Origin of the sequence: Citrobacter sp. RHB25-C09 (assembly GCF_013836145.1) — a bacterium.
In the GTDB taxonomy this organism is placed as follows: Bacteria; Pseudomonadota; Gammaproteobacteria; order Enterobacterales; family Enterobacteriaceae; genus Citrobacter_A.
Map to the genome: position 1 here is coordinate 2,334,472 of NZ_CP057483.1, position 19,765 is coordinate 2,354,236.

Below are 19,765 nucleotides of genomic sequence, written 5' to 3' on the forward strand. Positions count from 1 at the left end.
GTCATAATCGTTTCAGTAGAAAAACCAGGCCTCGATTTTAAATGCAAATAGCAATCATATTCAATAAGCCATCACGCTCTGTGGCACGTAAAACGCAAAATATTCCTAAAAAAACCTCATTACAAGAATGGTCTTAACAAAGTCGCTATCTTTCCGTTGCAGTTACCAGGCCTTTAAAATAACGTATTTAACGTCTTTCACCGAACAAGGAGCTCCACGTGCTTTATGTCATATACGCGCAAGATTTTGACAACTCGCTTGAAAAGCGTCTTTCAGTTCGCCCGGCACATCTGGCACGTTTACAACTGCTACGCGATGAAGGCCGTCTCCTGACCGCAGGCCCGATGCCTGCCGTGGACAGCAACGATCCCGGTGCCGCAGGCTTTACCGGATCAACGGTCATTGCCGAATTCGACTCGCTGGAAGAGGCAAAATCCTGGGCTGATGCCGATCCTTATGTTGCAGCAGGGGTTTACGCGCAGGTTTCTGTAAAACCGTTTAAGAAGACGTTTTGAGAAGTGTCAATGGGCACCGCGAACGGTGCCCTTTTCGTTCAGAGACTGTGGATCGCAAATAGCAGCGAGTTACGCTGATGATTCAGGATACACTTCCTGATTGTGTGGATGCGCATATTGCGACGCGATTGCCCTTCAAGCCAGCGCGCTTTTCGGCGGCTCGCCTGACGCTGCATTCGCCAGCGTCCCACTTCCGTTCTACTACGCTTCATGATACCTACTCTTACAATGCAAGAGTCGGCATTATACCCCTCGTCGCCAGGCAGACTAGCGCTTTTCCGGTGTTTTTATTTGCCAGATGAATCCTGGCGCGTAAACTCTTAACAATGCGCTTTCAAAAGGATTTTTAAACTATGACAACCTTCTACACGGTGGTGAGTTGGCTGATCATTCTGGGCTACTGGGTGCTCATTGCCGGTGTAACGCTACGTATTTTGATGAAACGTCGTGCGGTCCCCTCCGCGATGGCCTGGTTGCTGATCATCTATATTCTGCCGCTGGTAGGGATCATTGCTTATCTGTCTGTGGGGGAACTCCACCTCGGAAAACGTCGCGCAGAACGCGCGCGCGCCATGTGGCCATCTACGGCGAAATGGCTTACCGACCTTAAAGCCTGTAAACATATCTTCGCTGAAGAAAACAGCAGCGTTGCCTCCTCGCTGTTCAAACTCTGTGAACGTCGTCAGGGGATTGCAGGCGTTAAAGGCAACCAACTCCAGCTTCTGACGGATTCAGATGACGTCATGCAGGCGCTGATCCGCGATATCCAACTGGCGCGGCATAACATTGAGATGGTGTTTTATATCTGGCAGCCTGGCGGAATGGCGGATCAGGTTGCTGAATCGTTGATGGCTGCCGCTCGACGCGGTATCCACTGCCGTCTGATGCTTGATTCCGCAGGCAGCGTGGCATTTTTCCGCAGCCCCTGGGTGGCCATGATGCGCAATGCGGGCATCGAAGTGGTTGAAGCGCTGAAGGTCAATCTCTTCCGTGTATTCCTGCGCCGGATGGACCTGCGTCAGCACCGGAAAATGGTGATGATTGATAACTATATCGCCTACACCGGCAGTATGAATATGGTGGATCCGCGCTTTTTCAAGCAGGACGCCGGTGTCGGTCAGTGGGTAGATTTGATGGCGCGAATGGAAGGTCCTATCGCCACCGCAATGGGGATTGTCTATTCCTGCGACTGGGAGATTGAAACCGGTAAACGGATCCTGCCGCCACCGCCAGACGCCAACGTGATGCCGTTTGAGCAGGCCAGTGGACACACGATTCATACTATCGCTTCGGGGCCGGGGTTTCCGGAAGACCTCATTCACCAGGCGCTGCTGACTGCCACGTACTCGGCACGTGAATATTTGATCATGACCACCCCCTACTTCGTTCCCAGCGACGATTTGCTACATGCCATTTGTACCGCTGCTCAGCGCGGGGTTGATGTCAGCATTATTCTGCCGCTGAAGAACGATTCACTGCTCGTCGGTTGGGCAAGTCGCGCATTCTTTTCTGAACTGCTGGCGGCCGGCGTTAAGATTTACCAGTTTGAAGGCGGATTACTCCATACCAAGAGCGTGTTGGTTGATGGTGAACTGAGTCTGGTGGGAACGGTTAATCTCGATATGCGCAGCCTGTGGCTCAATTTTGAGATCACGCTGGTCATCGACGACATCGGGTTCGGCGGCGATCTGGCCGCAGTACAGGACGATTATCTCTCCCGTTCCCGTCTGCTTGACGTACATCAGTGGTTAAAACGACCACTCTGGCAGCGAATCACCGAGCGACTGTTTTACTTCTTCAGTCCGTTGCTGTAAAACGTGCCCAATAGAAGGTTAACAGGTAGTCACTATGGATATGGATTTAAACAATCGCCTGACTGAAGATGAAACGCTTGAGCAGGCTTATGATATTTTTCTCGAACTGGCAGCCGATAACCTCGACCCGGCTGATATCATTCTGTTCAATTTACAGTTTGAGGAGCGCGGCGGCGCCGAGCTTTTTGATCCGTCCGAAGACTGGCAGGAACATGTCGATTACGATCTGAACCCGGACTTCTTCGCGGAAGTGGTCATTGGTCTGGCGGATAGCGAAGACGGCGAAATTAACGATATTTTTGCCCGCGTTTTGCTGTGTCGAGAAAAAGACCACAAGCTTTGCCACATCCTCTGGCGCGAATAATCCGCCGGATGGTGGTGTAAGCGCTTTTTCTGGGCTGCAAATTGTATGCCTGATACGCGTAGTGCCATCAGGCATACACTATAAGAGCCGCCATCGCAGCTCTTTTTTTATAGCGGGTCGACTTTCAGGCAAGAAACCGCATGGCGGAAACTGCCCTCCAGAACCGGACGCGTTTTGGCGCATTCCGGCCCGGCAATCGGGCAGCGGGTGCGGAACACGCAGCCTGACGGCGGGTTAATTGGTGAGGGGAGTTCCCCTTCCAGCAGTTGAATGGTCTTGTTTTTTTCCAGATCGGGATCCGGGATCGGCACTGCGGACATCAACGCTTTGGTATAAGGGTGCAACGGGTTGTGGTACACCTCGTCATAGGTTCCCAGTTCCACAGCATGTCCCAGATACATCACCAGCACGCGATCGGAAATATGCTTGACCACCGCCAGATCGTGGGCAATAAAAATCAGTGACAAGCCCATTTCACGCTGAAGTTTTTGCAACAGGTTGACGACCTGCGCCTGAATCGAAACATCCAGCGCAGAGACAGGTTCATCACAGATGATCAACTTCGGCTCAAGAATCAACGCCCGCGCAATACCTATGCGCTGACACTGCCCACCTGAGAACTCGTGAGGGTAACGGTTGATCAGATTAGGCAATAACCCCACCTTCATCATCATCGCTTTGACACGGTCACGGACTTCCTGACGAGGCAGTTTCGGATGATATGTCCGCAGCGGTTCCGCAATGATTTCGCCAATGGTCATGCGCGGATTCAGGGACGCCAGAGGATCCTGGAAAATCATCTGAATATCGCTGCGCACGTCACGCCACTCTTCGGGTTTCATCCCCAGCAGATCTTTGCCGAGCCAGGCCACTTTTCCATCTGTGGCTTTTACCAGGCCGATAATCGCTCTGGCAAAGGTTGATTTTCCGCAGCCTGATTCCCCCACGACGCCCAGGGTCTCCCCTTCGTACAACCGCAGGGTCACGCCATCCACGGCCTTCAGGGTTTTCGACGGCTGCCAGAACCACTGTTTGCCATCTTTGATATCGAAATGGACCTTCAGGTCAGCGATTTCGAGGAGGACTTTACGTTTTTCATCTACAGCATTCATACCAGATCCTCCACCGGTTTAAAGCAGGCGCGCAACCTTCCCGGACTAAACTCCTCCAGCGGCGGCGTAGTGCTACAAACATCCATCGCATGCGGACAGCGCGGCTGGAAAGGACACCCTTTCGGCAGGCGCAGCAGGTTTGGCGGATTCCCTGGTATGGTTAACATTTCATCGCCCTCACCGTCCAGACGCGGGACGGCGTTGAGCAGGCCAATCGAATAAGGATGCACCGGCTTATAAAAAACATCGCGCGCGCTGCCGTATTCCATTGTGCGGCCCGCATACATCACCAGCACCTTGTCACAAATTCCGGCAACAACGCCGAGGTCGTGGGTAATCATGATAATGGCGGTATTAAACTCCCGCTTCAGTTCATTCAGCAGGGTCATAATTTGCGCCTGCACGGTCACATCCAGCGCAGTCGTCGGCTCGTCAGCAATCAGCAATTTTGGCCTGCACAGCAGCGCCATAGCGATCATCACGCGCTGACGCATCCCACCGGAAAACTCATGCGGGAACATCTTCATCCGCTTGCGTGCTTCGGGCATTTTAACTGCGTCCAGCATTCTCACCGACTCTTCAAAGGCCTCGGCTTTGCTCATGCCTTTGTGCAGCATCAGCACTTCCATCAGTTGTTCCCCCACACGCATATAAGGGTTCAGTGAGGTCATCGGATCCTGGAAAATCATCGAGATTTGTTCGGCACGCAGCTTATTCAGCTCGCGTTCCGGCAGATTGAGGATCTCGCGTCCACTGAAGGTCGCGGAGCCACCGATCCGTCCATTGGCTGCAAGTAGCCCCATCAGGGCAAACGCCGTCTGTGATTTGCCAGAGCCGGACTCGCCAACAATCCCTAACGTTTCCCCGGCGCGCAGCGTAAAGTTCAAGTCGTTGACGGCAGTGACATCACCATCCGGTGTACTGAAGGTTACGCGAAGATCTTTTACGTCCAGCAGTGCGTTAGCCCTTTGCTCCGCGAGCGGCGCGGTTGCAGTATCAATTACGCTCATGGCTGCACTCCTTAACGGTCTTTCGGGTCGAGGGCATCACGCAGGCCATCGCCAATAAAGTTAAAACAGAATAAGGTCACCACCAGGAAACCTGCCGGGAACAGCAGTAGCCACGGTGAAACTTCCATTGAGTTTGCACCATCACTCAGCAACGCGCCCCAACTGCTCAGGGGTTCCTGCGTACCCAGTCCCAGGAAGCTGAGGAAGGATTCAAACAAAATCATGCTGGGAACCAGCAATGAGGCGTAGACCACTACCACACCGAGCACGTTAGGCACGATATGGCGAAGCACAATATTAGCCGTCGAAACACCGCCAACCTGCGCCGCTTCAATGAACTCTTTGCGCTTCAGACTTAATGTCTGCCCGCGCACAATACGCGCCATGTCCAGCCAGGACACCATGCCAATAGCCACAAAGATCAGCAGGATATTTTGCCCAAAGAAGGTCACCAGCAGAATGACAAAAAACATAAACGGGAAGGAGTTGAGAATTTCCAGCAGACGCATCATCACGGAGTCGATTTTGCCGCCAAGATAGCCGGAAAGAGAGCCATACAGGGTGCCTACTACCACGGCGACCAGCGCTGCGGCAATGCCGACCATCAGTGAAATACGTCCGCCAATGGCGACACGAACCAACAGATCACGGCCGGACGAATCGGTACCAAAATAGTGACCGGACTCGGTATCCGGGGCACTGGACATCATTCCCCAGTCCGTATCGAAGTAGGTGAACTGCGACAGCATCGGCGCGAACGTGACAAACAGCGCGATCAGAACCAGGACGAACAGACTGGCAACCGCCGCACGGTTATGCATGAATCGACGACGTGCATCCTGCCACAAGCTACGCCCTTCGACCTCCAGCTTCTCACTGAAATTTTCCAGCGCTTCGCTGTTTTTCTTACTTAACATCATCGCGAGCTCCAGTGATCAGTAGCGAATTTTCGGGTCGATTACGGCGTATAGCACATCGACTATCGCGTTAAATACAATCGTCAACGTCCCTACCAGAATGGTCAGGCTCAGCACCAGTGAATAATCACGGTTCAGCGCACCGTTCACAAACAGTTGCCCGATACCTGGCAGACCATAAATCGTTTCGATGACCATTGAACCCGTGATGATCCCGACAAACGCGGGACCCATGTAGGAAAGCACGGGCAGTAACGCCGGCTTCAGCGCGTGGCGAAAGATAATACGCCGCATCGGCAACCCTTTAGCACGCGCGGTGCGAATGAAGTTTGAGTGCAACACTTCAATCATTGAACCTCGGGTGATACGGGCGATACTGGCGATATACGCCAGCGATAATGCCACCATCGGCAGAATCATAAATTTCGGCGCGCCGCCATTCCAGCCGCCGCCGGGGAGCCATTTAAGCGTAATCGCGAAGATCATCACCAGTAGCGGAGCGACCACGAAGCTTGGGATAACCACTCCAGTCATCGCGACCCCCATCACCGTGTAATCCCAGCGCGTATTTTGCTTCAACGCAGCAATTACGCCGGCACTCACCCCAAGAACAATCGCCAGGATAAAAGCAGCGGCACCCAGCTTCGCGGAGACCGGGAAGCTTGAGGCGACTAAATCGTTCACCGTGTAATCTTTATATTTAAAGGACGGCCCAAAATCCCCGTGCGCCAACTGTTTCAGATAGCTGAAGTACTGCGTAGAAATAGGGTCGTTAAGATGGTATTTCGCTTCGATATTAGCCAGAACTTCTGCTGGCAGCGCGCGCTCACCGGTAAACGGACTACCCGGTGCCAGTCGCATCATGAAGAACGAAATAGTAATTAGAATGAATAGCGTCGGAATGGCTTCCAGACAGCGACGTAAGATAAATTTCAACATAACCCATACCTTCTGGCGTGTGCCTTTATACCCGTCATACTTCAAGTTGCAAGCGCGTTGGCTTCACTCGCTAACCCCAGTCACTTAGTTTGTGTAAGCTCCGGGATTCGCTGCGTCGCCGCCTTCCTGCAACTCAAATTTTTAGGGTATACCTCTCTTCGTGCAGAGAGGTGTGAACAGAGCGACGAAAAAGACACAGTGGGACAGCCCATACTGCCCCACCCTTTGCCATTAATGCTTGATAATATACAAGTCTTTAACGTGGATATTATCCATCGGGTCTTTACCGGTATAGCCACCTACCCATGGTTTCACCAGACGGGCGTTGACGTAGTAGAACACCGGAACGATGGCAGAATCTTTATCAAGCTGCTGCTCTGCTTTGCTGTACAGCTCGGTACGCTGAGCGTCATCTGTCGCTTTCAGGGTGTCGGCAATAATTTTGTCAAACGCAGGGCTCTTATAGTGAGTCGTGTTGTTTGAACTGTCAGACAGTACCATGTTGAGGAATGAGGTGGGTTCGTTGTAATCCGCGCACCAGGCGGCACGCGAAACATCATAGTTACCCTGATGGCGGGTATCGAGGAACGTTTTCCATTCCTGGTTTTCCAGCTTCACGTTCACGCCTAAGTTTTTCTTCCAGATAGACGCAGCGGCGATGGCCAGTTTCTTATGCAGGTCTGACGTGTTATAGAGCAGGCTGAAAGTCAGCGGCTTGTCTGCGGTATACCCGGCTTCGGCCAGCAGTTTCTTCGCTTCTTCATTACGTTTTTCCTGCGACCAGCCGAACCATTCTGGCTCAACCAGTTTCGCACCGTCGGTATATGGCGGGGTAAAGCTGTAGGCTGGCAGATCGCCCTGGTTTTTCACCTTATTGACAATGATATCGCGGTCCAGCGCCAGCTTCAGCGCAGTACGCACGCGAACATCCGTAAACGGTGCTTTCTGGTTATTGATTTCGTAATAATAGGTGCACAGATACGGGTCAACGTGAACTTCGTTCGGGATCTCTTTTTTCAGTTTCTGGAACAGCTCGATCGGCATGTTGTTATAGGTCATGTCGATTTCACCGCTACGGTAGCGGTTAACGTCAGTCACTTCGGAAGAGATTGGCAGGTAGGTCACCTGGTTGATAACGGTTTTGGCGTTATCCCAATAGTTGGTATTACGTTCAAGCACAATACGCTCGTTTACGACCCAGTCTTTCAGCTTGTATGAACCGTTAGACACAATGTTGGCCGGCTGAGTCCACTTATCACCGTATTTTTCAACAACGGCTTTTGGCACCGGTGAAACAGAGGAGTGAACCAACAGTTTGTAGAAATAAGGCACCGGTTCGCTCAGGGTGACTTCAAACGTATGATCGTCGATCGCTTTCACGCCCAGATCGGTGACCGGCTTTTTCCCGGCAACGATATCGTCAATATTTACGATATGGCCGTATTGCAGATAACTGGCGTAAGGCGATGCGGTATTTGGATCGGACAGACGCTGCCAGCTGTAGACAAAATCCTGCGCGGTAACGGGTGAACCATCAGACCATTTCGCGTCTTTACGCAGATGGAAAGTCCAGACTTTAAAATCTTTGTTATCCCATTTTTCCGCCACGCCCGGAGAGGGTTTGCCCTCAACATCGCTGATAATTAACCCTTCAAACAGGTCGCGGCTGATATTCGATTCCGGCACACCTTCGATTTTGTGCGGATCGAGTGACTGAACTTCCGAGCCATTATTACGCACCAGCGTCTGCTTTTCTGCCAGTTGCACGCCGGCAGGTACATTCGCCGCCTGAGCAACATTGCCTGCGATTAGTGCAGAAAGGATCCCTGCAGCCACTAAACTTTTCTTCGTGTTGGTCATTGTGTTTGTACTCCCTCATTATAATTACTGGTTTAACCAGCCTGTTAATCCCGTTAAGGATCCCTGAACAGCACCGGAGACTTTCTGCTGTCAGGTCGTTCACTGCACGCTATCACCGACTTTATTTATTCTGGCGGTTCGTATGACCGCCTTGCGTCGATTCTGTATGCGCTTTCCCTGTCGAAAGCGCATTCTTATCTGCTACACATTCAGATGAAAATTATTCTCATCAGAGCGCTATTTGGCGGCAAATGAGTCCTTCGGAAAATAACAAATGCGCCGATCTGCCGCCAATACAATTTACAGATTTGTTAAGCAATTCTCTTTTAGCGAAAAAAAACGACTTCCGGGGAACGGTCCGAAGCAGATTATTTTCAATTTTTTCTTAATTAATCAGTCAGTTAACATTCAAGCATAACGAATGAAGCGTCACAAGACATCTCAACCGCTATAGACTATGAAAATTTAACAATTGATTATTATTTAGCACATTCATCTATAATGACATTGAATTAACTAATATCATTTCGCCAAACCTTGAGCAAGTCCCGGATAATGATGTGTGATAAATAACATGACAGGACTGCTCAGAAAGCATACGTACATTAATAAATACCAATAAAATCAATATTTTTTATTTTGCTTAAGAAGTGTAGGGTTTTAGCGATTTCACGCTAAGAAGGCTAAAAGTGAGGATGGTGACAATGAATAATAGACAAACGGAACCATGACGGTTCCGTTTCATATGAAAGTGAATTAATTCAAAAGCCCAGGGAATATCGCTTTAATACCCGTTACGATAAATTCAATACCCAGCGCCATTAACAGAAGACCCATTATACGGGTGATCACGTTAATGCCCGTTTGTCCTAATACGCGAACCAACCACGGCGCCATACGGAATAACCCCCAACAACAGAGGGCAAAAATGGCGATTGCCACAAAGAACCCGAACAAATACATCACGCTGTGGTAACGCGTTCCCCAGACAATCGTCGAGCTAATGGCACCCGGCCCAGCCATTAGTGGCAGAGCTAGCGGAACAACGCCGACGCTTTCGCGGATTGCGGTTTCTGATTTTTCCTGTTTATTCTGCTTATCTTCACCCAGCTTACCGCTGATCATTGACATTGCGATGGTCACCACAAGGATGCCCCCCGCGATCCTGAACGAGTCGATAGAAATGCCGAACAGTTGCAGAATTCCATCGCCCAGAAATAATGAGGTCCACAAAATAATCGCGACAGAGAGGTTGGCGGTCAGGTTGGTTTTATTACGCGCCACGGCCGTCTGGTAACTGGTCATGCTGATAAAAACGGGAATAATCCCTACCGGGTTAACCAACGCAAATAACCCGATGAAAAACTTGAAGTAAACAGGAAAATCAAACAGCGTCTGAATCACGGTTAGCTCCGAAGCGTTAGCCGTATAGAAATAAAGTTATCAGTGACAAAGTACCCTGTGTCGTGCAGTTGCGTTGCCGCCGCGCCAGAACGGGCCAAAAGCCGTCAATCGGACACTCTACAAGTACAGGGTAAAACCGTGCCGAAGATACGCCTTTTCATAGCACATTTCACCTGCTGACGCGCGAAAAAGACATCTTTATTTTCTGTTACTTATTTATTTTACCTATGTTAACTTTTATTCCATTCATTACTACAATTCATCAACACTTAGCGTTAATGGCTAAAATGGCCTGCTGAAAGGTGTCAGCTTTGCTTAATCTTGATCCAGATCACATAATTACTACTCAGAAGTGAGTAACCTTGCTTACGCCACCTGGAAGTAACGCGTTAGAGTTAAATGACGAAAACGCATAAGCTCTTTTAGTAAATCAGAGCAAACTGGACGTTAAGTAAGTGATTGATTTTTAGAGAGTCACACAAACAGACACTGTAAAGTCTATACTCTCGAAGCGAGCAGATGATTTACTAAAAAAGTTTAACATTATCAGGAGAGCATTATGGCTGTTACTAATGTCGCTGAACTTAACGCACTCGTAGAGCGCGTAAAAAAAGCCCAGCGTGAATATGCCAGTTTCACTCAAGAACAAGTTGATAAAATCTTCCGCGCCGCCGCTCTGGCCGCTGCAGATGCTCGAATCCCTCTCGCTAAGATGGCCGTTGCCGAATCCGGCATGGGTATCGTCGAAGATAAAGTGATTAAAAACCACTTTGCTTCCGAATACATCTATAACGCTTATAAAGATGAAAAGACCTGTGGCGTCCTCTCTGAAGACGACACCTTCGGGACTATCACTATTGCTGAACCTATCGGCATTATTTGCGGTATCGTACCTACCACCAACCCGACTTCTACTGCGATCTTCAAATCTCTGATCAGCCTGAAGACCCGTAACGCGATTATCTTCTCCCCGCATCCGCGTGCTAAAGACGCAACCAACAAAGCAGCAGATATCGTGCTGCAGGCTGCAATTGCTGCGGGCGCACCGAAAGATCTGATCGGCTGGATCGATCAGCCTTCCGTAGAACTGTCTAACGCGCTGATGCACCATCCGGACATTAACCTGATTCTCGCAACTGGTGGTCCTGGTATGGTTAAAGCAGCGTACAGCTCTGGTAAACCGGCTATCGGCGTTGGCGCGGGTAACACTCCGGTAGTTATCGACGAAACGGCTGATATCAAGCGTGCTGTCGCTTCTGTTCTGATGTCTAAGACCTTTGATAACGGCGTTATCTGTGCGTCTGAACAGTCTGTTGTTGTCGTTGATTCCGTTTATGACGCTGTGCGTGAACGTTTCGCCAGCCACGGCGGCTACATGCTGCAAGGCAAAGAGCTGAAAGCAGTTCAGGATATCATCCTGAAAAATGGCGCCCTGAATGCGGCTATCGTTGGTCAGCCAGCTTATAAAATTGCTGAACTGGCAGGCTTCTCCGTACCTGAAACCACTAAGATTCTGATCGGTGAAGTTACAGTTGTTGATGAAAGCGAGCCGTTTGCTCACGAAAAACTGTCACCTACCCTGGCAATGTATCGCGCGAAAGATTTCGAAGACGCGGTTAACAAAGCTGAGAAACTGGTTGCAATGGGCGGTATCGGTCATACCTCTTGTCTGTACACCGATCAGGACAACCAGCCAGAACGCGTTGCTCACTTCGGTCAGATGATGAAAACCGCGCGTATCCTGATCAACACCCCGGCATCTCAGGGTGGTATCGGTGACCTGTACAACTTCAAACTCGCACCTTCCCTGACTCTGGGTTGTGGTTCCTGGGGTGGTAACTCCATCTCTGAAAACGTTGGTCCTAAGCACCTGATCAACAAGAAAACCGTTGCTAAGCGAGCTGAAAACATGTTGTGGCATAAACTTCCGAAATCGATCTACTTCCGCCGTGGCTCTCTGCCAATCGCGCTGGATGAAGTGATTACTGATGGCCACAAACGTGCGCTCATCGTGACTGACCGCTTCCTGTTCAATAACGGTTATGCCGACCAGATCACCTCTGTGTTGAAAGCGGCTGGCGTTGAAACTGAAGTGTTCTTTGAAGTTGAAGCTGACCCGACCCTGACCGTTGTACGTAAAGGTGCAGAGCTGGCGCACTCCTTCAAACCAGACGTGATTATCGCGCTGGGCGGTGGTTCCCCGATGGATGCCGCGAAAATCATGTGGGTCATGTACGAACATCCGGAAACTCACTTCGAAGAACTGGCGCTGCGCTTTATGGATATCCGTAAACGTATCTACAAGTTCCCGAAAATGGGCGTGAAAGCGAAGATGATCGCCGTCACCACCACTTCCGGTACCGGTTCTGAAGTTACGCCGTTTGCGGTGGTAACCGACGACGCAACAGGTCAGAAATATCCGCTGGCTGACTACGCCTTGACTCCGGACATGGCGATTGTGGATGCCAACCTGGTTATGGAAATGCCGAAGTCACTCTGTGCATTCGGTGGTCTGGATGCGGTAACTCACGCCCTGGAAGCTTATGTTTCTGTACTGGCGTCTGAGTTCTCTGATGGTCAGGCTCTGCAGGCGCTGAAACTGCTGAAAGAGAACCTGCCAGCCTCTTACAACGAAGGTTCTAAAAACCCGGTAGCACGTGAGCGTGTTCACAGTGCAGCAACCATCGCGGGTATCGCGTTTGCTAACGCCTTCCTGGGTGTTTGTCACTCAATGGCGCACAAACTGGGTTCTCAGTTCCACATCCCGCACGGTCTGGCTAACGCCCTGCTGATCAGCAACGTTATCCGTTACAATGCGAACGACAACCCGACTAAGCAGACTGCATTCAGTCAGTATGACCGTCCGCAGGCTCGCCGTCGCTATGCCGAAATCGCTGACCATCTGGGTCTGAGCGCACCGGGCGACCGTACTGCAGCTAAGATTGAGAAACTGCTGGCATGGCTGGAAAGCCTGAAAGCTGAGCTGGGTATTCCTAAGTCTATCCGCGAAGCTGGCGTACAGGAAGCTGACTTCCTGGCCCACGTTGATAAGCTGTCTGAAGATGCCTTCGATGACCAGTGCACCGGTGCTAACCCGCGTTACCCACTGATCTCCGAGCTGAAACAGATTCTGCTGGATACTTACTACGGCCGCGAATACAGCGAAGGGACTCCTGCGAAGAAAGACGTTGTCGCAGCACCAAAAGCTGACAAAAAAGCGAAAAAATCCGCTTAAGCTGAATCCCGTTTAAAGCGAGTAAAAACGGCCTCAATTGAGGCCGTTTTTTTATTGCTATTGTGGCAACAGGAGATAACGCTCAGGCGTGCTGTAACGCAAAATCAACGATGAGAGTGGCGTTCCTGAATGGCGGTCAGAGAGCCCTCCTCCAACGCTTCCTTATAGTGTTTACGACACACGGAAACGTAACGCTCATTGCCACCAATCACCACCTGCTCACCTTCGTTGTACGGTCTTCCCGCCTGGTCAAGACGTAATACCATACTGGCTTTGCGACCACAGAAGCAGATCGTTTTTAATTCAACCAGCTTATCTGACCAGGAAAGTAAGTATTGGCTGCCAATAAACAGCTCACCGCGAAAATCGGTACGTAATCCATAGCACAATACCGGTATATCAAGTTGATCAACAACTTCCGATAATTCATAGACCTGCTGTCGGGTGAGAAACTGGCACTCGTCTACCAGCACGCAATGTATACGTTGCTGCGCGTTTTCTGCCTCAATCTCTTTATACAAGGACGAATTTTGGTTAAACAGTTTCGCCGGGGAAGACAATCCAATGCGTGAACTGACTTTACCCGCGCCATAGCGATCGTCTATTTCCGCCGTATATACGACTGTGCGCATCCCACGTTCCTGATAATTGTATGAAGATTGCAGTAACGCAGTCGACTTACCGGCATTCATTGCTGAATAGTAGAAATATAGCTGCGCCATTGGCCACAGACCCTCAACAGAGTGAAATAAAGACGGGACGGAGTGTACCATAATTTCTCTGATTTTCCGTGCCAGCATCCAGGGTTACCCTGTATATGTACGGCGCTTGCCAGCCGCCGCCTGTAACGCCAACGTTCATTGTTATTGAGGAAATATGTATTAACAATTGAACAAACATCACGCGACTAATCTCATTTCTCACCATATTGCGCCGGGATATTCATCAATAGTGCTTATCAACGGTGACTAAATGGAAACCCAGGATTTATTGTTCCAGTCGTTCACCGCCGAACCCAGCTAATAGAGATAACTCGTCAGCAAAGCTAATACAAAGGGTTGATATTGCTACCCCGCCCCGCTATTACTGCACGAAAAAATGTGACCTAAGTCCATCTGTCTTAGCACAAAAAATAGAGTAACCGCTCTGCCAATAAGCTCTTTTCTGTGTGTTCCTTCAAGAAAAATTTAAGTTCAGATATTTATTGGATCCAAAAAATAAAGCGGAATTTTGAATTCCTTACATTCCTGGCTATTGCACATCTGAATTTAACGCTCTATTATTAGCGTAACAAACCACCCCAATATAAGTTTGAGATTACTAAAATGAGCGAAGCACTTAAAATTCTGAACAACATCCGTACTCTTCGTGCGCAGGCAAGAGAATGCACCCTGGAAACGCTGGAAGAAATGCTGGAAAAATTAGAAGTTGTTGTAAACGAGCGTCGTGAAGAAGAAAGCGCGGCAGCGGCAGAAGTTGAAGAACGCACTCGTAAACTGCAACAATATCGTGAAATGCTGATTGCTGACGGTATTGATCCGAATGAATTGCTGAATAGCATGGCCGCTGTTAAATCTGGCACCAAAGCTAAACGTGCAGCACGTCCGGCTAAATATAGCTATGTTGACGAAAACGGTGAAACTAAAACCTGGACTGGTCAGGGTCGTACACCGGCTGTGATCAAAAAAGCAATGGAAGAGCAAGGTAAACAGCTGGATGATTTCCTGATCAAGGGTTAATCAGCAATTAACTTGCACAGAATCCCGCCGCTGGCGGGATTTTTTTGCGCGTAATCTACCCCTTTTTAGGCACGCTGCGCATAAAAAAACGGCGCTATGAAACAGCGCCGTTACAAAACGTTAATAATAAAGTGAGGTTACTTTTTAATACCTATCTCGTCTTCAAGCCAGGTCTTAAATTCATCACCCAGCGTATTATGTCGAATGCCATATTCAACAAATGCCTGCATATAACCTAATTTATTGCCACAGTCATGGCTTTTACCTTTCATATGGTAGGCTTCAACGGTTTCTTTTTCGATCAGCATGTCGATGGCATCTGTCAGCTGAATTTCATCACCGGCACCAGGAGGTGTTTTCGCCAGCAGTGGCCAAATATCTGCGCTCAGCACGTAGCGGCCCACAATGGCCAGGTTAGACGGGGCAACATCCGCTTTCGGCTTCTCAACGACACCAACCATCGGAACGCTCTCACCCGGAGCCAGTGCGACTCCTTTACAGTCAACCACACCATAAGCCGTGACGTCCGCAACAGGTTCAACCATAATCTGGCTATGACCCGTCTCGTCGAAACGATGGATCATTTCGGCAAGGTTATCCTGGGTTAAATCGGATTCATATTCATCGAGAATCACGTCTGGCAGAATAACCGCAACGGGCTCATTACCGACCACAGGATGCGCACACAGTACCGCATGGCCTAAACCTTTCGCCAGCCCCTGACGCACCTGCATAATGGTGACGTGTGGCGGACAAATAGATTGCACTTCTTCGAGCAGCTGACGCTTAACGCGTTTTTCCAGCATGGCTTCCAGTTCAAAACTGGTATCGAAGTGGTTTTCGATTGAATTCTTGGAAGAGTGCGTCACCAAAACAATTTCTGTAATGCCCGCAGCAATACACTCATTGACGACATACTGAATTAATGGCTTATCAACCAACGGCAGCATCTCTTTCGGGATGGCTTTTGTCGCCGGTAACATCCTGGTTCCTAATCCCGCTACAGGGATAACGGCTTTTTTGACTTTCGAATTAATGGCAGCCATTTAAATTCTCCTGGACTGTTCATGTATTGAGCGTGATCATCAATCTGTATCGCATCCGAGTATATCAGGACTGACACCAGCCTCTGGTCCGAAAAGGATGCGTGGTTGAATAATTAAGACAAATACGTAATAAACTGGCGCAGATAGTAACACCCGAAAAGGACGCCGGGTAAAGCATTTTGCATTCACCTCCTCGATTGCTCATTCCGCAGACAACATAAGACGAAGCCGACCACCAGCCCCCCAAATTTGACACTGCCAGGCATCGCAACGCTGACTAATTTGGTTGAGATAAGCATTGCCCAGCGTTCCCAGCGGAACACCATTACTGATTTGGACATTATGCATCCCGGTATTTAATGTGGCATTAAGGCCAGCAGAAACCAGGATAAGGTTTTGTTGTCCACTGTGGTAATAGCCAACCAATAACGGAAACTGGCCGGGTAAATTGGCCTGTCGAAGCAAATGATTGACCTGTTTCAATAACGTTCCCAACTCCGGCAAACGCTGATTTTGATGGGCAAGCTGGTCTTGCAGTAAGCCGTTAAATAGTGCACGTAAAAGTAATGCCGCCAGTACGCCATTGTCTCCAGCACGGGTAACGTCCAGACAATAAAAGGCAAGGTCATTTTCTGATAGCGGCGCAATATCCAGCACCAATCCCGGTTTGTCTGCGGACACCAACTGTCGATAGTTTACCCGACAATGCGAAATCGTCTGCTGCACGGGTGGCTGGAGTTCCTGGAGTAGTTTTGCGGCCGCCGTGGGGTTTTCCACCATCGCATCCCAGTCACGAAAAAGACGCTCCTCTTCTTCAACCCGGGAATTAAACATGTTCGGGTAAAGGCAGGCAAAAACGGTTTCGCGCAGACGCGTCAAATCTTTTACCGGTTTTAGCAGGACATCATTGACGCCCAGGCGTAGCGCTTTAGCAATATCCGCCATGTTTTCGGTGGCGGAGATCACCAGAATCGGCGTCTGATCGCCCCGATTGCGAATCTGCTCAACCAGAGTAAGGCCATTCATTCTTGGCATCGCAAGATCGCAAATCATTAAATCAGGCGTAATGTTATTCAGGAGTTCCAGCGCCTCTATCCCATCAGCTGCCAATGCCGTCGTTGCTCCCATAGAGGAAAACCACGAATCAACCAACGAGCGAAATACCGGCTCGTCTTCGACAATGAGAATCTGTTTTCCGACCAATGGCTGCGTCATGTTTTCTCCCCTGACTGGCTTCACTCAATAGTGGCATGCTATGACCACTCGCGCCTGTCAGAATTTGCTTAAGTGTAGCTAAAAAAGGTGCATCAAACGTCGGTACGCACCAGCGGTAAAAGTTCGTCCATCTTTTTCTCCACCGCTAACTGTCCGGCCGTAATGGCCGCACTGGCGCGATGAAAATCTAATGTCGATATTTGTGGACAGAACGGTTGAATTAAAATGTCAGGAGGGTCACCCGCCATACGGTTACGTTTCAGGCGGTTTTCCAGAACCTGGATAGAGGTCGTCATGATCTCCATGGCGGTAGGTGCAGTGACGACACGACGCGTGGTGATGTTACCCAACCGCTCTTTTAACCGCGCGTGCCACGGCAGCCCATCGCCATTATTATCGGCACTGTCATCGCTAACATTAAGGGAGAGTAAGTCTTGCTGCATCAGATGCGCGTCATGCTGCAGGTCAACGGCAATAACAATGTCCGCCCCCATCGCCCGGGTGAGAGAAATAGGAACAGGGTTCACTACGCCGCCATCAACCAGCCAGTAGCCGTTATGCGCAACAGGCGACATCAAACCAGGGATACTGCACGAAGCCCGAACCGCGAGATGGAGATCGCCTTCTGTGAACCATATTTCACGTCCCGTACTCAAATTGGTCGCTACCGTTGCAAAACGACGCGTACATTGCTCAATCTCCGCGACGGGCATGACGTTTCTGTACTGATTGAATACACGTTCACCACGCAGCAGTCCGCCCCTGCGCCAGGAGAGGTCCATCAAACGCAGAACATCCCAATAGCTAAAGGAACTGACCCACTCTTCAAGTGCAGGCAATTTATTGCAGGCGTAGGCAGCCCCGACTAACGAACCGATGGAACATCCTGCAACGATGTCGATTTCAATGCCCATATGTTGGAGCGCTTTAATGACACCAATATGCGACCAGCCTCGCGCTGCACCTGAACCCAGCGCCAGACCTATTTTCATTTTTCTCATTTGACCAACAAACATCCCCTGGCTTATGGGCGTAGCAACATCTCCCACGCTCAGTTAACATAGGCTACCCTGGCTTTTTATACGCCTTTATTTTTCAGGGAGATTATTCGTGACTAAGCTTTGTCCCTGTGGTAGCGCTGTCGAGTATAGCCTATGTTGCTACCGATATGTGTCCGGCAAGCAAGTACCGCCCGATCCGTCACATCTCATGCGTTCTCGCTACTGCGCTTTTGTGATGAAAGACGCAGATTACTTGATTAAAACCTGGCATCCGAGCTGCCAGGCAGGCGCATTCAGAGATGAAATTAGCGCAGGATTCGCGGATACTGAATGGCTGGGCCTGACGGTATTTGAACATACCTGGTCTGAGGCCGACGCGACGGGTTTTGTCAGCTTTGTTGCCCGTTTTATTGAACGTGGGAAAACCGGCGCTATTATTGAGCGCTCCCGTTTTTTAAAAGAAAACGGTCAGTGGTACTATATCGATGGAACCCGCCCACAATTTGGACGAAACGATGCCTGCCCTTGCGGTTCAGGAAAAAAATTTAAAAAGTGCTGCGGCTAATCAATGCCAGACAGTATTAAACACGCAAACATTATCAACAGGATTACCGCTGCAATGCATTCATTACAACGCAAAGTGCTTCGTACTATTTGTCCCGACCAAAAGGGTCTGATCGCGCGCATTACCAACATTTGTTACAAGCACGAACTGAATATTGTGCAAAACAATGAATTTGTCGATCACCGTACCGGCCGCTTTTTTATGCGTACCGAACTGGAAGGCATTTTTAACGATTCCACGCTGCTTGCCGATCTTGATAGCGCCCTGCCTGAAGGTTCAGTTCGTGAACTGAACCCGGCCGGACGTCGTCGGGTGGTCATTCTGGTCACTAAAGAGGCGCACTGTCTGGGCGATCTGTTAATGAAAGCGAATTATGGCGGTCTGGATATTGATATCGCCGCGGTGATTGGTAACCATGAAACTCTGCGTACACTGGTTGAGCGTTTCGATATTCCGTTTGAACTGGTGAGTCATGAAGGCTTAACCCGTGAAGAACATGATCAGAAAATGGCTGAAGCAATAGAAGCCCACCAGCCGGATTACGTCGTTCTGGCGAAATACATGCGTGTGCTGACGCCGGAATTTGTTGCGCGTTTCCCGAATATGATTATCAACATTCACCACTCATTCTTACCGGCATTTATCGGTGCGCGTCCGTACCATCAGGCTTATGAACGCGGCGTGAAGATTATTGGCGCGACCGCGCATTATGTGAATGACAACCTGGATGAAGGGCCAATTATCATGCAGGACGTGATTCACGTCGATCACACCTATACGGCAGAAGATATGATGCGTGCCGGACGTGACGTTGAGAAGAATGTATTAAGCCGGGCGCTGTATCAGGTTCTTGCCCAGCGTGTGTTTGTGTACGGTAATCGTACGATCATTCTTTAATCGACAAACAAATGAATTGGTTACCTTTGCGGCTTTACGCGTAAAAATCAGGCAACCAGTTTATTTTTCTCTGCGGAATACTTTACAGAGGCGTGTCATTTGATATGATGCGCCCCGCTTCCCGAAATGGAA

The 19,765-nt window shown here is 49.7% G+C and carries 18 protein-coding genes; 7 read left to right on the forward strand and 11 right to left on the reverse strand.

All coding sequences use genetic code 11. The features are described 5' to 3' along the window. Window positions 1-218: 218 nt before the first annotated feature. Window positions 219-515, forward strand: coding sequence for a YciI family protein (locus HVY19_RS10880; RefSeq protein ID WP_181680617.1), 297 nt, complete (start codon window positions 219-221; stop codon window positions 513-515). Window positions 516-553: 38 nt separating this feature from the next. On the opposite strand, the gene HVY19_RS10885 is transcribed toward HVY19_RS10880, so the two are convergent. After that, window positions 554-727, reverse strand: coding sequence for a YciY family protein (locus HVY19_RS10885; RefSeq protein ID WP_181680618.1), 174 nt, complete (start codon window positions 725-727; stop codon window positions 554-556). Between the two features lie 141 nt (window positions 728-868). On the opposite strand from HVY19_RS10885, the gene cls reads away from it, so the two are divergent. Next, window positions 869-2,329 carry a cardiolipin synthase gene (cls, locus tag HVY19_RS10890; protein ID WP_181680619.1) on the forward strand — a complete coding sequence of 487 codons (1,461 nt, stop codon included), beginning with the start codon at window positions 869-871 and terminating at the stop codon, window positions 2,327-2,329. A gap of 34 nt (window positions 2,330-2,363) precedes the next feature. Beyond that, entirely contained in the window at window positions 2,364-2,693 is a 330-nt protein-coding gene (locus HVY19_RS10895; protein WP_042283511.1) for an HI1450 family dsDNA-mimic protein, read from the forward strand. A gap of 107 nt (window positions 2,694-2,800) precedes the next feature. On the opposite strand, the gene oppF is transcribed toward HVY19_RS10895, so the two are convergent. The 6 genes from oppF to ychE all read right to left on the reverse strand — a co-directional run bounded on the left by oppF (window position 2,801) and on the right by ychE (window position 9,935). Then, window positions 2,801-3,805, reverse strand: a complete 1,005-nt coding sequence (gene oppF / locus HVY19_RS10900) for a murein tripeptide/oligopeptide ABC transporter ATP-binding protein OppF (RefSeq protein ID WP_181680620.1) — start codon at window positions 3,803-3,805, stop codon at window positions 2,801-2,803. Beyond that, window positions 3,802-4,815 carry an ABC transporter ATP-binding protein gene (locus tag HVY19_RS10905; RefSeq protein ID WP_181680621.1) on the reverse strand — a complete coding sequence of 338 codons (1,014 nt, stop codon included), beginning with the start codon at window positions 4,813-4,815 and terminating at the stop codon, window positions 3,802-3,804. The genes oppF and HVY19_RS10905 overlap by 4 nt, the downstream gene beginning before the upstream one ends. Before the next feature lie 11 nt (window positions 4,816-4,826). Continuing rightward, the gene (gene oppC / locus HVY19_RS10910) at window positions 4,827-5,735 is read right to left on the reverse strand and encodes an oligopeptide ABC transporter permease OppC (RefSeq protein WP_181680622.1); all 909 of its coding nucleotides are present in this window, start codon (window positions 5,733-5,735) and stop codon (window positions 4,827-4,829) included. Window positions 5,736-5,750: 15 nt separating this feature from the next. Further along, window positions 5,751-6,671: an oligopeptide ABC transporter permease OppB gene (gene oppB / locus HVY19_RS10915; RefSeq protein WP_181680623.1), complete on the reverse strand. Its 921-nt coding sequence runs from the start codon at window positions 6,669-6,671 to the stop codon at window positions 5,751-5,753. Window positions 6,672-6,902: 231 nt separating this feature from the next. Then, window positions 6,903-8,531 carry an oligopeptide ABC transporter substrate-binding protein OppA gene (oppA, locus tag HVY19_RS10920; RefSeq protein WP_181680624.1) on the reverse strand — a complete coding sequence of 543 codons (1,629 nt, stop codon included), beginning with the start codon at window positions 8,529-8,531 and terminating at the stop codon, window positions 6,903-6,905. Window positions 8,532-9,287: 756 nt separating this feature from the next. Continuing rightward, window positions 9,288-9,935, reverse strand: coding sequence for an NAAT family transporter YchE (gene ychE, locus HVY19_RS10925; protein ID WP_181680625.1), 648 nt, complete (start codon window positions 9,933-9,935; stop codon window positions 9,288-9,290). Window positions 9,936-10,494: 559 nt separating this feature from the next. Here ychE and adhE point away from each other — a divergent pair. Further along, window positions 10,495-13,170, forward strand: a complete 2,676-nt coding sequence (adhE, locus tag HVY19_RS10930; RefSeq protein WP_181680626.1) for a bifunctional acetaldehyde-CoA/alcohol dehydrogenase — start codon at window positions 10,495-10,497, stop codon at window positions 13,168-13,170. A gap of 104 nt (window positions 13,171-13,274) precedes the next feature. Here adhE and tdk read toward each other — a convergent pair whose 3' ends face one another. Further along, window positions 13,275-13,892, reverse strand: coding sequence for a thymidine kinase (tdk, locus tag HVY19_RS10935; protein WP_181680627.1), 618 nt, complete (start codon window positions 13,890-13,892; stop codon window positions 13,275-13,277). Window positions 13,893-14,495: 603 nt separating this feature from the next. On the opposite strand from tdk, the gene hns reads away from it, so the two are divergent. Then, window positions 14,496-14,909: a histone-like nucleoid-structuring protein H-NS gene (gene hns, locus HVY19_RS10940; RefSeq protein WP_012132196.1), complete on the forward strand. Its 414-nt coding sequence runs from the start codon at window positions 14,496-14,498 to the stop codon at window positions 14,907-14,909. 137 nt (window positions 14,910-15,046) lie between these two features. Here hns and galU read toward each other — a convergent pair whose 3' ends face one another. The 3 genes from galU to rssA all read right to left on the reverse strand — a co-directional run bounded on the left by galU (window position 15,047) and on the right by rssA (window position 18,171). Further along, a complete protein-coding gene (gene galU / locus HVY19_RS10945) occupies window positions 15,047-15,955 on the reverse strand; it encodes a UTP--glucose-1-phosphate uridylyltransferase GalU (protein ID WP_181680628.1) in 909 nt (302 codons plus the stop codon). 201 nt (window positions 15,956-16,156) lie between these two features. Continuing rightward, window positions 16,157-17,170 carry a two-component system response regulator RssB gene (gene rssB / locus HVY19_RS10950; RefSeq protein ID WP_181680629.1) on the reverse strand — a complete coding sequence of 338 codons (1,014 nt, stop codon included), beginning with the start codon at window positions 17,168-17,170 and terminating at the stop codon, window positions 16,157-16,159. A gap of 92 nt (window positions 17,171-17,262) precedes the next feature. After that, a complete protein-coding gene (gene rssA / locus HVY19_RS10955; RefSeq protein ID WP_181680630.1) occupies window positions 17,263-18,171 on the reverse strand; it encodes a patatin-like phospholipase RssA in 909 nt (302 codons plus the stop codon). Between the two features lie 109 nt (window positions 18,172-18,280). Here rssA and HVY19_RS10960 point away from each other — a divergent pair, with 109 nt between their 5' ends. Beyond that, on the forward strand, window positions 18,281-18,736 hold the full coding sequence (locus tag HVY19_RS10960) for a YchJ family protein (RefSeq protein ID WP_181680631.1): 456 nt from the start codon (window positions 18,281-18,283) through the stop codon (window positions 18,734-18,736). A gap of 54 nt (window positions 18,737-18,790) precedes the next feature. After that, window positions 18,791-19,633, forward strand: coding sequence for a formyltetrahydrofolate deformylase (gene purU, locus HVY19_RS10965; RefSeq protein WP_181680632.1), 843 nt, complete (start codon window positions 18,791-18,793; stop codon window positions 19,631-19,633). Window positions 19,634-19,765 lie beyond the last annotated feature (132 nt).